This window comes from Aurantivibrio plasticivorans (assembly GCF_055392955.1).
This window is the reverse complement of sequence record NZ_AP036020.1, coordinates 357,843-371,945: the sequence shown is the minus strand read 5'-3', so window position 1 is coordinate 371,945 and position 14,103 is coordinate 357,843. Positions and strand designations below refer to the sequence as shown.

Below are 14,103 nucleotides of genomic sequence, written 5' to 3'. Positions count from 1 at the left end.
TGTTAACAGCAAAAATAGGGCCAACTATTTCCCTCTTCTTTTATAGCATGCACGCTTAATATAGCTCACTTATGAGCGGGTTTCGCTCATAAGTGAAACCTTTGAGCGATAAGCGCTCACATACATATAGAGAAATTAGTTGGCTCATGTCCGCTAATAGCGCGAAGCTGCCGTTAGCGGAACGCCCGGAATTTCCTGCCCTTTGAATCACCCTAGTAATACTTAACTTTTAACCCCTTTTGGATTAGAAGGCCTAAGAATTCTGAGGTGAACATCTGTTACATAGTCCTTTACCTTTTCCCTGTAAGCCAACATATGAGACATTGAAAGATGTTCATTTAATGACTCTATAGAATCCCAAGCTTCAATGAGTGTAATCCTGTTTTTATCAATAGGCTCGCCCCTAGGAATCTCAACATTGCAGTCAATGTAAAACTCATATTCTATACAGCCTCGTTCTGAACGTACTGATTCAGCAACAAGTGATAGCTGCTTTAGCACTGAACTTAGTGTTCCTTCCACCACTGTTATCGTTGCAACCACACGGATCATCATTTGGCCTTACTGTTGGATTAAAAGAGAGCTGTAATATTGAAGCAATAAAAAGATGCTCAACACTGAAAAGAGAGTAGAGAAAAGGATAATTGTTGATGTCCTGTGCACATGAATTTGATACTGCTGAGCCAGAACGAAGCATCCTGCTCCTGTTGGAGTTGCTGCCATTAATACTGCAACGGCAGCCCATAGAGGTGGAAGTTCAAAAATCCATATAGCAAGAAACCAAGTGATCGCAGGGTGAACAATTAATTTGAGAAGTACAATTGCTGTGACTTCTGAAATGCCATCTGATACCGGCTTACCAACCAGAAACAAACCTATTGCAAATAATGCACAAGGCCCTGCTGAAGAACCCAGTAATTCGCAAAAACGCAATACAGCTTCAGGTAAAGGTTCGTCCAAACATGCCCAAAGTAACCCCAATGCAGGTGAAATGAGCATAGGGTTCTTACATAAAGCTTTAAAAACGTCGTAAATCACTTTAGATTTTTGAACTTCCCGGTTCTGAGCTAGCTCAACAACTATAATTGCTGCAGCAACAACCAATGCAGAATTCACCACAACCGTGATAATAGTGGGGACCGTTGCGGCTTCACCAAAGGCAGCAAAGGCGAGTGGAATTCCCAGAAACCCAGTATTCCCATAAATACTGTTCATCCCATTAATTCCACTCACTTCTAAAGTGTTTTTATAAAACAGTACCCCAACCCCCATGGCTATGATCATTACTATTAGCTGACCACCAACATATGCCCCGAAAAAATCAGCATCAAAGATAAGATCAAGATCAACCTCAGCCATGGCGCCGAACAATAATGCGGGCAGGGCTACCCAGTAGACGTATTGGTTTAGCCCTGCAGTAGACTCAGCGCCTAGAAGCTTGGATCTACCACAAAGGTAGCCGGCTAAAATGATGCCAAAGATTGGTAAGACAATATTGATAAGTACAGGCATTCATGAGTCCATAACAACGAAAAGTCTAGAGCTGCTAAGCAACAAACGTAAGAATCTAATAAAGGTTGTGAATAAATAAAACAGAACAATCCACAAAACACTTTTGTCAGCATCGAGATAATCTGTTGATAGAATTGGCTACTCTAATTAAGAGCAGCCCTAGATCGATATTTCCAGCCTAGAACCATGCGAATAAGTCCCGTTTCCCAGCTCTTTCTCTCGATAAGCAGCATTTACTACGTAATCGACAAGGTAGCTCAAAAGGCAGAACTTATGCGTTATTTCCCTAGAGTAGGCAGTGAATTCATTATTAATTCCTATTTATTAATTGTGAAAGTGGGGCAGTACAAATTCAGCAATGTCATGCATCGTTACATCTAAGGGGCGCTGATTGCGCCTGAACTGCAACCCAATGTGATCTACACCAGCAGCCTTCATCGACTCCAACTCCTGAATCAGACCTTCTATTCCCGTACTAATACCGAAACAATGCCTTTTCACAGAAGCATGGGATTGATCGATAAGGTCTAGGTGAATAAAACTCACGTAAGGTTTATTACCAGCAACACTCCTCCATAGAGCAACACGTCGCTTGTGATCATCGGGTGTTCCAGGATATGCCAACCAGCCCTGCATATGTTCTACAGCCCATTGAGGCGTTTGTTGTGCAAGACCTGCCACGAGTAAAGGAGGGGCTGGCTCCGTAGGTAATATAGCCATGCCCTCCGCTAGCTTATCGTCATGCAGCCCCTCAAGGACTTGTACTGCCTCTATGAATAGCTCTCCCCTACGATCATATTCGACGTCAAAAATGGGATATTCACTCGGTCGATCACCACTTGCGACACCTAACATTAGTCTTTGATTACTTAATGCCTGAACGCTCGCAGCAGCTTTTCTTACAAGCCAAGGATTTCGTAAAGGAAGTACAACAGCTGCGGAACCTAAAAGGATCTCTTTAGTTTGAGCCGCCAGATAGCCCAGATATGTAAATATTTCGAATACTTGTGCAGCATCGCCAAAGTGAGGATCATAAATTGGTACATCTCTTACCCAAGCAGCCCTAAACCCAAGTCGATCAGCAAGTTGAACCCTTTCAGCATGATGTTTCATATCCGGCACGCCAAAAGGACGATTCTCGATTCGGCGGTGCGAATCCCCATCTACAGACCAATCATTGTCTAAGGGCAACTCCACTCCGATAGAAAAACCACCTTTTGTTAACTTTTCTAAACTCATTCGATAGTCCTTGGGTGGGGGTAACCCCACCCGCTAAAATTACTGGATTAGATAGCTCGTACCTGATCCCTTTGATCCAAGAAGCCCGACAAACGCGTGAGGATAAGTGCCAGAACCACAATGACTGCACCAATCCAAGGCAAATCCATCAGCGCCATCCCGTCAACAACAACACCACCCAGAATGGAGCCCAGTGCAATCCCAACGTTAAATGCGGCAATGTTTAGGCCTGAAGCGACATCCACGGCTTGTGGTGCGTACTTTTCTGCCAACTGCACCACATAGACCTGCAGCCCGGGCATATTACCAAAGGCGAAGGCTCCCCAAATCAAAACCGTTAACACTGCGGTAATCTGATTGTCAGCAGTAAAAGTGAAGGCCAGCAGCACCAATGAGAGTGCGGTGAAGATAATGTGAAGCGCTTTTACCGGCCCCATTCTGTCGGCTAGACGTCCACCCCAAATATTGCCCACTGCAACCGACACTCCATATACCAACATGATTAAGCCGATGGAGCTGGACTCGAATCCTGACACTTGTTCGAGAATTGGAGCGAGGAAAGTAAACGCAACAAAAGTACCGCCATAGCCCACAGCCGTCATGGCAAACACAAGCAACAGGCGTGGCTGTGTTAACACACGCAGCTGTTGAGCTAATGAAGCTGGTTCAGCCTGCTTTAGGTTTTTCGGCACAAGAAAAGCACTGCCAATCAAGGCAATGAAGCCAAGACCTGCAACCACCATAAAGGTCGCTCGCCACCCGAAGTGCTGCCCGATCCAGGTACCAAGTGGAACACCCGTTACCAATGCCACGGTCAGACCGGTAAACATAATGGCGATTGCACTCGCTTCTTTATCTTTAGATACAAGGCTCGTCGCTATGGTAGAACCAATCGAGAAGAACACCCCATGTGCCAATCCGGTAAGTATTCTGGCGGTTACCAATGATTCATAGCCAGGTGCCATCCAGGCCATTAAGTTACCGATAACAAATAAGGACATGATGGTCAGCAGGACATTTTTTCGCTTCCAGCGACCGGTCAGGGCAGTAAGAACAGGAGCGCCAACAGCAACTCCCAGAGCATAGAGACTCACCAGCAAACCTGCTGATGGCAAACTGACACCAAGATCTTGAGCAATTGTCGGCACCAACCCCACAATTACAAATTCAGTGGTGCCTATTGCGAATGCACTTAGAGTCAGCGCAAATAAAGCTATGGGCATAATACCCCCTCCTAAATAGTTGACAGAGTAATTTTGCCGGGGAATACTTGTGTCAAAAACACGATTAATAACAAATAACTTTTGTTAAAAATGATATGATAAGCAAATCTGAAGACCTTGAACTTTTACTTACTGTTGTAGATTGTGGCGGTTTTTCAGCTGCTGCAGATCAACTTGACGTACAAGTTGCCAAGGTATCTCGCGGTATCCAGCGTTTAGAAAAACAACTTGATATAACGCTCTTACAACGCACAACAAGAAGAGTGGCATTAACCGAAGAAGGGAGAATATTTGTAGATCACGTCAGGAATGGACTGAAACAACTAGAAGCTGCAGAAGAACAGTTACGCCTAATGAAGGAATTACCTATAGGTCGGCTACGTGTGGATGCAGCCTCCCCATTTATGCTGCATCAGTTAGTGCCTCTCATAGGGGAATTTCAACAAAGCTTCCCTGGTATAAAACTAGAGCTCAGTACAAACGACGAGATTATTGATCTATTGGGAAAAAGGACGGACTTAGCTATACGTATTGGTAAACTAGAAGACTCTAGCTTACACGCTACTTCTCTAGGGCGCTCCAAACTCAATCTTCTTGCTAGTCCAGAGTACCTTTCTAAGCACGGTACACCAAACACTCCTGATGAACTTGATAAGCATCGCCTACTAGGGTTCATTCCCCCTACAAAACTGAATATATGGCCTGTGGATGATGGTATGGAGATTAAACCTGATCTGACAGCAAGCAGTGGAGAAGTTCTCAGGCAGGTCTGTATTGCCGGTGAAGGTATCTGTTGCCTGTCGAGCTTTATGGTCAAGCAGGACATTCAAAAAGGTAAGTTGGTAGCATTACTAAATGACCATATACAAACACCTCACCCTCGTGAGCAAATTCAAGCTGTTTATTACAGGAACACCGCTTTATCTTCTCGAATCAATGCATTTATTGAATTTATTAAACCTCGCTTAAAGCTTCTCTAGGCGAATGGTGTCTTCTCGATAGAGCTAGACTTCTGAGATCTATTACGCAGAGGTCTGCTATTGGCACAAAGCGGAAGCTGGGAGGATGCTTACTCTGTTATAGAATGACGTGCACCTTGTTGGTTCGATCGTTTATAAAGCCTTAAAAGGGGCAGATAGTTCCTTCTTCAACTTTGACATTAGTAGGATGGGCTCTACCATAATTTTTAGCCCCGGATAGGTTACGCCAGTAATGAAGAAAAAAGTACCTAGTGAAAATAGCAATGCTGTTAAGAACGGAATGCTTGATGAAAATAATAGGTATGAAAGCTGCAGCCAGCCGAGTATTGACGAAACAAGACAAACAGAGGCAATGGCAACAAAAAGTAGTTCTTTTATTCTCCATCGAAACCTCTGAATGGGTTCATCTAAGTAGCCGCAGAAAGCTAATATCCTCGAGTCTTCAGGTTTCAGTCTTCCTATTCTAATTAGTCTATCCATTTGAGAGAAACAGGATTTTTTTGCCATAGAACCACGTTTGTATTTTCGCTCTGATGCAATGAAAGCACGTTCGAACAAAGGTGGGGGATCTCTCTCTTCTGAATGCCTGAATAGGAAACGAGTAATTTTCAAAAAAAAGAAATGTAATGGACCATTGGTTAGTAACCAAGTGAAGAGCTGGATTTTAGGTAGGTCGCTCCTTGATGAGTATGTATCATCTTGATTCATGCAGATTTCCTAAGAATGTCCTGGATCCTTAGATCATCAGGTAATTTCCCTTCAGATTGAATTAAGTCGCAAATTTCTTCAAACACCCTTCGCCTGAAACCAACATCAAGTAGAATCCCCTGATTGTCTCGACAATGATGATCCACAATTGAATAGACTTGTCCAAGAGTTGATGATTCAAGGATCTCACCTTCTGAAATGTTGTTTAGATATTGCTCGTTGAGCAAATAATCTAGCCTGACCCCAACGCTTCCGATTTTCATTAAATATTCTGCGTTAGGGCTTCTCTCATCGGCTTCATAAAGAGCTTGAGTAACACGTGAGACCTCTCCAATGTTGCCAAGCTGTGTTTGATTTAACTTAAGCCGTGTTCTTTCATTTCTTAGGCGTGTACCAAAACTATCGTTTACATTGTTGTTAACAATACTTTGCATTTATAGGGGCTTCTACGTATTATTTCAAAACATTTCTTGTTAATTCAGTATACGCCATGACCAAGAGTACTCCAAAAGAAGTTCGACATGAATTTGAACAGTGGGGAATTTCAATTAGCTCCTGGGCCAAAGAGAATGGTTTCTCTCCTGCATTGGTATATCAGGTTCTATCAGGGAAAAATAAGTGCTTACGTGGCCAGAGCCATAGAATTGCTGTGGCCCTTGGGCTTAAGGAAGGGAAGGATATTGCTATCAATGATTTCCCTCATGGGCGTTCAAAAGAAAAAGTATTGGGTAATTAGGAGGTGAGGCACAACTTTAAGATGCTCTAAAAAGAACAAACCCGAAAACAGTATTCTGGATCCGGGCTCGGTTTGTAGTAAATACTACGGTTAGCGCTTCTAGTATCTCTCTACCTTCCTAGCCCGTCAAGCACCCTTTTGCCTGTAGGGAGGTATTTCTATGGCTTTAAATAGGCGAAATGTTAAAAAACTAGCAGTTCAATGGGAAAAAAATCAGCTTTCAAGTAAAACCGGGCTTGAGTATGTGCCCTTTCTTGGAATTCGTGATGTTCCGAGTGATGGCCAACGTCTACGGGAGTACTCGTGGACCGTCGGTAGGGTCCATCACATGATGTCTAAGTTAGAGGCGAAGTTTTTCTATCTTATTGATTCTAATCCTCTTGTTCTAGATATCCGTGAACAGTATCCGCTACTACCTATCCAAGAAGTAGAGCAAATAGCTGATAGCTTAGAAGTGAAGTACACCTTGAATAAGGTGGATCACGTATATACAACAGATTTCCTTCTAACGTTGGAATCGGGCCCTGTTGCTATTCATGTTAAGCCTTCTGAAAAGTTAAAAACTAAAAGGACATTAGAAAAATTAGCTGTTGAACGTTATTACTGGGATCGTCGAGGAGTTCCTTTCTATGTAGTAACAGAACAGGACATATCAGAAGAAATTGTCAAAAGTATCAAGCAATATCATAAGTACAGAGACCCTCAATCTTTAAGCCTACCCAATAGCCGCATCGAAATAATTGAAATTAGGGTTGGGCACCTCTTGCAACAGGAAGATGGTCACCCTGCCCATATAATTTGTACTCATGTTGATAAAGAGCTCGAACTCGATTGTGGAACTACTTTGTCAGTTGTTAAACACTTCATCGCTTCAGGGCGATGGTTTCTTAAAGAGGGGACATTATTTGACCCTGATCAGCCTCTGCAAATAGAGGATTCAGGCCATGAGTGAATACGACACCACATTACGAATTAATCAAATCTTGTGGGATGGTGCTTCCATAGAAGCTGCTATGCGAATTGAGCGAATTTGTTGGATGAGGCCTGATGATGATTTTATCGGCTTAATAAATATCAAGGATCTTAATGCAAACCCTAGAATAGATAGCCTTAAAAAAATAAAAGAATTAGTAACCGAGAATGCATTACAAACCTCTAGCTCTGATCAAATTGTTATCAGCCCTCTACTGTCTACGGACATCGGTGATAAGTATTTTGCGCGAGCTAAAGAACTATACGATCTTTTCACTCCATTCTTTCATGAGAACCAAGTAGAGCTATTTACAGAGGGGATGCGCTACCGGGTAATCAAAAAAAACCGGGTTACCCTACAAGTGGGCCTCAACACAGTTCTCAAATACTTAAGGCGCTATTACCAAAAAGGTATGACCTTAGACGCTTTTGTTCCTGAATATGCAAAATGCGGAGGGGCTGGGAAAGAAAGGAGGTCGATTAAAAAGCTTGGGAGGCCTGTTAGCCCTGAAAATATTGGAGGGTATTCTGATGGCATGCCTTTATCAAAAAAAGATAAGGAGAATCTTAAAAAGGGGTGGGAAAAGTTTGCCGGAGTAAAGAAAGAAACATTTCAAGGAGCTTATGAAAAAACGTTAAAGGAGTTTTTCTTTCATGAAATTCGGGTGCTTCCGAGTGGAAAAATTGAGCGAGTTATTGATCCAGAAAAACCGATTCCATCTTTTACACAATTTACTTACTGGGGAACAAAAAAACTTTCTAAGAAGGCGATTCGATTGAAAAAGAGCTCAGAAATAGAAATTGAGCTGAATCACAAGCCTATTATGAATTCTTCAAGAGTTAAGGAAGGCCCTGGTACACAATATCAGGTTGACGGTACTGGTGGCCTTGTTTATTTAGTTGCCCCTTGGGATGAAACAAAAATTATAGGGAAAGCCCAAATTTATGGTGTACAAGATAACTATTCTCAACTTGTAGTGGGATGGTCAGTCGTCATTGATAATGCAAGCTACGCTACTTTGATGCTTGCTCTTGAGTGCGCATTTACAGATAAGGATGATCTTCCTGCTGATTTAAATGAGGAGCTTTGTGAACGTTTAGGTTTGCCCTGCGGATCTCCTTTGATGCCAAAAGGTGTTGTTTGTGACGAACTCCTTGGAGATGGGGGGCCAGAGTTGGTAGGCGAACAGTCATCTCGTTTAGTAGAAAGAGGGCTATTTAGTTGGGCAACGGCAAAACCGAGAGCTGCTAATTGGAAAGCATATATAGAGAGGTTTTTTGGACACCTTAAAGCGAAACTTAATCAAATACCAGGGGCTGCAGACCGCTATAGAAAAAGAGGTGTAAAAGCCCCCTCAGAGTTAGCTTGCCTGACACCCTCGGAATTTAAGTCCCTTATTATCCAAGCAATTATTCAATACAACCATTCTTATACGGTTAAAGATCACCCGGATGCTATTTCACTTGCGAGAGCAGGATACGATTGCTGCACTCCCATTAATTTGTGGGAATGGGGAAGCCGTCATCGCTCTGGATCTGGCAGGTCCTATCCTAAAACTTTTATCAGAAGTGTTTTGCTCCCGCGTGTAGACGCTAGCATCTCATCGAAAGGGATTAAAGCAAATAACCTTTATTACATAAGCGAATCAGTTAACCAGTTGCATGGATTCCATCGTGGATTAAAGCAAAAGACAAATAGGATACAAGTTGCCTTTGATCCTCGTGATGTGAGTGCTATCTGGCTAATTAACGAGGATGGAAGTTTAGGAGAAGTATGCCTGTTAACGCCAGCGAACCAGCACTTTACGGGCCAATCTTTGTGGGATGTGAATTCTTACTTCAAAGAGGAAACGGCTTTCATATCAAAGTCCAGAAAACGCGGCCTTTCTAAATCGATATCTATAGATGATGCTATGGACAGTATAATTTCGGCAGCGGTTGCTAGACGAAATATGGCTTCAGAAAAACCCTCCTTTGATCAGGATTCTAGGGATAACTATCAACAGGAAGAACGCCATCATAATAAGTGGTCAAACGAAATAACAGGTTCTCCTAAACTCGAAAAATGTGATCCCGACACATCTCCCTTTGATACAGCAGAAAGTTACTTTTTTGGAGAATAAAAATGATTGATGTGTTTGCTCAGAACAAGAATTACGTACTTGCCAATTACTCCGATAAAAATTTACCAAAAGACTGTATAGGGCATCCTTTTATCGAAAGCTTACCTATTTTCAAACAGCCATCTGAGATAATACAAGCCCTTAATAATAGTGTCGTCATAGGGCAATCTGAAAAGCTAGATTCTCGAGAGGTTCGTTTAAATTCTCTTCGAAAACTTAAGGAGCACTTTATAGCTTTGCCGCGTGACGGAATGCTTTGGGGCGTTTTACAAAGGGAGATAACATCTGTCTATTTAGGGCGGTATAAGGCGGATCCAAATCATTATAGAAAGTTACTAAATTGCCAAACTCCAATTTGTGTTGGACCAGACGGCTATAAGCCAAGCTTTATGGTACTGAAAGGAGCATCTGGTGCAGGCAAAACAACCAGCATCAATAGGGTTCTTTCTCAAATACCCCAGGTTATTCGCCACACAAATTACAATGGTTATCCATTTCAAACTAACCAGATTCCTTGGATTAAAATTGATTGTCCGCATAACGGCACACATAAACCAATACTGATCGATATTATCTCTCAAATACACAGCCTATTGGGCCAAGATTCGAAAAAGCCCAAAATGTCCCGCATTAACGCTGAGACGCTTTTGAGCTATGTAACTGCAATGTTTGCAACCCAAGGAGTTGCTTTATTGGTTATCGATAATACGGAGAATTTAGTCTCAGTATCTGAAGGTAAACGCATGCAGCTACTTAACTTTTTGTTCAACTTGTACGAGAAAACCGGTGTCTTTGTGGTTTTTATTGGGACTCCTGAAATTGAGTCGGTTATCGCGTCTGAGCTTCGAGCTCATAGGAGAAGCATAGAACAGGACGTCCCGAGGTGGACGTCTCTTTCAGATAGAGATTGGCAGCGCTTTATCGAATCGTTATGGAGCGTTCAGTTAACACAAAACCAAACTTCTTTAACTGATGACTTGAATGAACTTATGAGAGAGTTTTCTCTGGGGCTACCTGGTATAGCTAGACCTCTCTTTACAAAAGTACAGGATGAAGCGATCAGGATGGGGCATTCAGGAAGTGGCGAGATCATTACCCCTTCTTTATTAAGCCGAGTAGCCAACGAACATTTGAATGGAATTTATGAATCCTTGGGAGTGTCTTTTGAAAGTGGGAGTTTAGGTCCAATCAATAAAAGAGCAACAAACAAAAATACTCAAACTGAAACAGGAAAGTCACAGAAGAAAGATGCACTTGTGCTGGATCGTAGTTTCTTGAGGGAGTTGTTAAAACTAGCAAAGGACGAAGTGTCAATAATAGAGGGGCTAGAAGATCTAGGCTTAAGAGTTCCCAACCATTTAGTGCAAGCATAAGCTATGTTTGGGTCAATCGCACCCCAGATAGAAGGCGAACTTCTGTGGAGCGTTATTGCTAGATCTAATGACGCTTCTGGAGGTTTTAATGAACTCTTGTTGAAAAATTTGGGAGTAGTTAAAAATTTGAGAATGCCAGGGAATTTGGAGAGGCTGACAGAGTTAACCGAATGGGCTGGATGGACTACTGATTCCATAATAAATGAAATGACCATTTATCCGTACTATCGTATGGTTTCTGGAAACTTCTATGACTCATTGCTGGAAACGGCCAAAACGGGTGCAGGCTCAACTCCATCAAAATTGGCTACCAATCTCACAGGGAAAATCATTCGGCAAAAATCTATTGTTTTCTGCCAAGAATGTAGAGCAGACGCTTTTAATGAGCATGGTTTTCTTTACCTCAAAAGAGAACATTACCTGCCTGGGGTCTATGTTTGCGCCTCTCATGAACGACCGTTAACAATAAGCATGATCAGTGACGAAAGTACTTTGTCTCTACAAGGTCTTGGTGATGATGTGGGGGGAAAATTAGAAGGGATTCTAGATTCAGAATTTGCCTTATTTTTGGCTCGAAAATCTAAATTATTATTGAATTACGATGAAGAGAAAAGTCGAAAGGAAGCTCGTGATAATAGGCTGAAAATTAAAAGGGGGATTGAGGAACTAGGTTGGCTATCAGCGTCTGGGAGATTGATCGATGGAAGGCTGTTTGAAGCTTGGAGCAGAGAATGTAATCAGGAGTTTTTGGGTAGCTTAGGAGTGAAATGTTCTAGGCTTCAGCCGTGGTTAAAAAAAGTTGTTGAAGGTGGGATAAACAACCGGTTTCTGGTCCATCCTATCTGGATGTTAATCCTAGAGTGGTTGGTTTTGAAGGAAACAGCACAGGATCCACAGTTCGCACTATTTAGGTATATAAAAGGGGGTATTATGAAGTGTCCCAATCCTATATGTGGCCGTGAAATGTCCGTTGTGCTTGGTCAAATGAAGCAATGTGACCGGTGTGGTTATACATTCAAGGTTTCAAAGAAAAGAGCTGTTGTCTCTGAAATTATCGATAGAGGGGAGAGATGGAGAAAGCACCTAAGCACACTGCTTCAAGAAGAAGCACCATTGAAAAAAATAGCAGCTGAATTAGGGGCATCACCTATAACTATTAAACGAGAAGCTTTAAAACTCGGGTTTAAGGCTCGTTGGAAGACGCCTCCTGATGTAAAAGAAGTAGGAGTCTCGATTGCTAGATTACGTTCCGAGAGGGAAAAGTGGCTTGTTGTTCGGCAGTCAAACCCTTTGGCAGGCCGAAAAGAACTTCGCAAGTTAACTCCGATTACATGGAAATGGCTTTATCGTAACGATAGAACATGGCTGTATGAGAATTACCCAGAGAATTTGTTAGATTTAAAGAAATGTTCGATGGATGCTGTTCGCAAAATTGAAGATAGGGATAAAGCAAAAACTCTGATTTCTATGATTCGCTCAGGGGAGCTAAGAAACACCATAGGAGGGAAGCGCCCGACATTTAATAAGTTGTCGGCAGTACTTAATTTACCTCTTCTATCAAATGCTAGGTACCAACCTTTATACAGGTGGACGAGTCGAGTAGCTTGTTTGCTGATAGCCTCTAGTAAAGCTCTGAGTAGTAAGAAGGTGTATAGAGAGGGTGCTAATGATTAGCTTTTTACCTGAACTTCATGAAGGGGAACTATTGGTTGGGACTCTCGCTAGATATGCAAAAATTATTGGTTGCAGCAACATAAAGCAACTATCCAGAATGGCTCCTATTGACTCCCCAGAGTCTAGAATAGACAAAAGATATCGGCAATATGTTCTAAAGATAGCTGAAGAGTATGGAAAGCTTGGGTACTCTTTTGAACAGATCGTTAGAGACCATTCCCTACACTACAATGATCGGCTATTGACTAATTTTGCAGACCGTTATAGAAGCTTTAAACCTGATTTTGGGGAGTCTCTGGACTATTTTCAATATTGCCCTGAGTGCTTTCATGAATACTGTAATTTGGGTACGGTAGGTATAATAAAACGTGAGCACCAACATCCGTTGGTGTCTGTATGTACTGAACATGGTCGTTTTCTAAAATCTGTCACGAAGGATCGAAATGACTATTTGTTACCTATAGATCGTTTCTCCTTAAACTACAATGACACTCCAATTATACCGGATCTCCTCTACAATTTTGCATCTTTATATGCGAAAAGTTTCTCAATTATCGATGACACTATCATCGATTTTGAAAGAATTGATACTGCGTTAAGGCGGATACTAACCAGTTGGTTAAAAAAGTATGAGCGGTTGCCAGATGAACTTTTGGAAAAAATTGATGCGCTTTCAATTCTCAGAGATCGACGCTCCTTGACCTTTAAAGGGTTTGATAAAGTATCAAATAAAGAGGTATTCGGTTTCTGGGAATATGATGGTGTGTTCAATACTGATATAGGAGAAGTCTTGCTAGTCAGTCTCGTCTTCGGTTTAGGGTTGAATGAGCTACGTGCTTTAGATCAATCAAACCCATTAGTACAACTGCCTCTTATCACAGAATACAACGAGAACAATTTTTCAGTTGAGTTAGAATATGAGGTGGTGCTAGATAAATATCCTAGATGGAGGTTTGAACGAGCATCACCTTGCTACGAAAATACCTGTCGTATAATAGTTCCACTAACTCAGGCATCTGTTCGAAATGAAAGTATGGATGTTATTACAAGTTTATACCGAAAGGGTAATAGGGAAAAACAAACATATAAGTTCAAAACCATTCATGGTGAAGGTCGAAAACAGAGCAATATCAAAGGACTCGGATGCTTTGCTTTTTCTGAATTTGTGTATTTGATTATTACCATCCCGCTAGGGAAAACGGTCGAGTAGCATCTTGGTTCGTAGTATCGCAAGTGCCTCAGCGTTGGCTATATAATAAAGTCGTGAAGTTATGGATTAGCCCAGATTTGGTGTTTACGTCAAATTGGGCTTTCAAGCTAAGTTCCATTGACCACTTTTCTTGTTCTGGTGTATCTCAGAATCACACTAAACCGCTTTATTGCTTGTGGTACTCTTGGGCATTGTCTAATAATAAAGCCTTTAACCAACTATTTTGATCGGGTAAAGACTTTATTGTTAGCTCGGAAGAAGTAGTCGCTTGTAAGCTATTGAAAGTTCTTATTAACTAGTTCACAACTTTTTTACTTGGCCACAACGCCGTACACAGCGCACATAACAGTGAT

General features: G+C 41.9%; 13 protein-coding genes. 7 read left to right on the top strand and 6 right to left on the bottom strand.

All coding sequences use genetic code 11. From position 1 onward, the window contains the following. Positions 1-222: 222 nt before the first annotated feature. The 4 genes from ACZ5NB_RS01690 to ACZ5NB_RS01675 form a co-directional block, all read right to left on the bottom strand. A complete protein-coding gene (locus ACZ5NB_RS01690) occupies positions 223-555 on the bottom strand; it encodes a putative quinol monooxygenase (RefSeq protein ID WP_464107803.1) in 333 nt (110 codons plus the stop codon). Positions 556-561: 6 nt separating this feature from the next. Continuing rightward, positions 562-1,512 carry an AEC family transporter gene (locus ACZ5NB_RS01685; RefSeq protein ID WP_464107802.1) on the bottom strand — a complete coding sequence of 317 codons (951 nt, stop codon included), beginning with the start codon at positions 1,510-1,512 and terminating at the stop codon, positions 562-564. Positions 1,513-1,836: 324 nt separating this feature from the next. Further along, positions 1,837-2,751, bottom strand: coding sequence for a TIGR03571 family LLM class oxidoreductase (locus ACZ5NB_RS01680; protein ID WP_464107801.1), 915 nt, complete (start codon positions 2,749-2,751; stop codon positions 1,837-1,839). A 47-nt stretch (positions 2,752-2,798) separates the two neighbouring features. Next, positions 2,799-3,974 (bottom strand): MFS transporter, encoded by a 1,176-nt coding sequence (locus ACZ5NB_RS01675; RefSeq protein ID WP_464107800.1) that lies wholly within the window; start codon positions 3,972-3,974, stop codon positions 2,799-2,801. A 95-nt stretch (positions 3,975-4,069) separates the two neighbouring features. Between ACZ5NB_RS01675 and ACZ5NB_RS01670 the strand changes: the two genes are divergently transcribed. Then, positions 4,070-4,954: a LysR family transcriptional regulator gene (locus ACZ5NB_RS01670; RefSeq protein ID WP_464107799.1), complete on the top strand. Its 885-nt coding sequence runs from the start codon at positions 4,070-4,072 to the stop codon at positions 4,952-4,954. 132 nt (positions 4,955-5,086) lie between these two features. Here ACZ5NB_RS01670 and ACZ5NB_RS01665 read toward each other — a convergent pair whose 3' ends face one another. Together ACZ5NB_RS01665 and ACZ5NB_RS01660 are read right to left on the bottom strand one after the other, a co-directional pair. After that, positions 5,087-5,662: a hypothetical protein gene (locus tag ACZ5NB_RS01665; protein ID WP_464107798.1), complete on the bottom strand. Its 576-nt coding sequence runs from the start codon at positions 5,660-5,662 to the stop codon at positions 5,087-5,089. Further along, positions 5,659-6,096 (bottom strand): helix-turn-helix domain-containing protein, encoded by a 438-nt coding sequence (locus ACZ5NB_RS01660; RefSeq protein ID WP_464107797.1) that lies wholly within the window; start codon positions 6,094-6,096, stop codon positions 5,659-5,661. The genes ACZ5NB_RS01665 and ACZ5NB_RS01660 overlap by 4 nt, the downstream gene beginning before the upstream one ends. A gap of 56 nt (positions 6,097-6,152) precedes the next feature. Here ACZ5NB_RS01660 and ACZ5NB_RS01655 point away from each other — a divergent pair, with 56 nt between their 5' ends. The 6 genes from ACZ5NB_RS01655 to ACZ5NB_RS01630 all read left to right on the top strand — a co-directional run bounded on the left by ACZ5NB_RS01655 (position 6,153) and on the right by ACZ5NB_RS01630 (position 13,750). Then, positions 6,153-6,398, top strand: coding sequence for a DNA-binding protein (locus ACZ5NB_RS01655; RefSeq protein WP_464107796.1), 246 nt, complete (start codon positions 6,153-6,155; stop codon positions 6,396-6,398). Between the two features lie 160 nt (positions 6,399-6,558). Further along, positions 6,559-7,350, top strand: coding sequence for a TnsA endonuclease N-terminal domain-containing protein (locus ACZ5NB_RS01650; protein WP_464107795.1), 792 nt, complete (start codon positions 6,559-6,561; stop codon positions 7,348-7,350). Continuing rightward, positions 7,343-9,493, top strand: a complete 2,151-nt coding sequence (locus ACZ5NB_RS01645) for a Mu transposase C-terminal domain-containing protein (protein ID WP_464107794.1) — start codon at positions 7,343-7,345, stop codon at positions 9,491-9,493. Before ACZ5NB_RS01650 ends, ACZ5NB_RS01645 begins: the two co-directional genes overlap by 8 nt. 2 nt (positions 9,494-9,495) lie before the next feature. Next, complete coding sequence (locus ACZ5NB_RS01640) at positions 9,496-10,866, top strand: ATP-binding protein (protein ID WP_464107793.1); 1,371 nt, start codon at positions 9,496-9,498, stop codon at positions 10,864-10,866. 3 nt (positions 10,867-10,869) lie between these two features. Then, positions 10,870-12,540 carry a TnsD family Tn7-like transposition protein gene (locus ACZ5NB_RS01635; RefSeq protein WP_464107792.1) on the top strand — a complete coding sequence of 557 codons (1,671 nt, stop codon included), beginning with the start codon at positions 10,870-10,872 and terminating at the stop codon, positions 12,538-12,540. Next, positions 12,533-13,750 (top strand): TniQ family protein, encoded by a 1,218-nt coding sequence (locus tag ACZ5NB_RS01630; protein WP_464107791.1) that lies wholly within the window; start codon positions 12,533-12,535, stop codon positions 13,748-13,750. The genes ACZ5NB_RS01635 and ACZ5NB_RS01630 overlap by 8 nt, the downstream gene beginning before the upstream one ends. Positions 13,751-14,103: the final 353 nt, after the last annotated feature.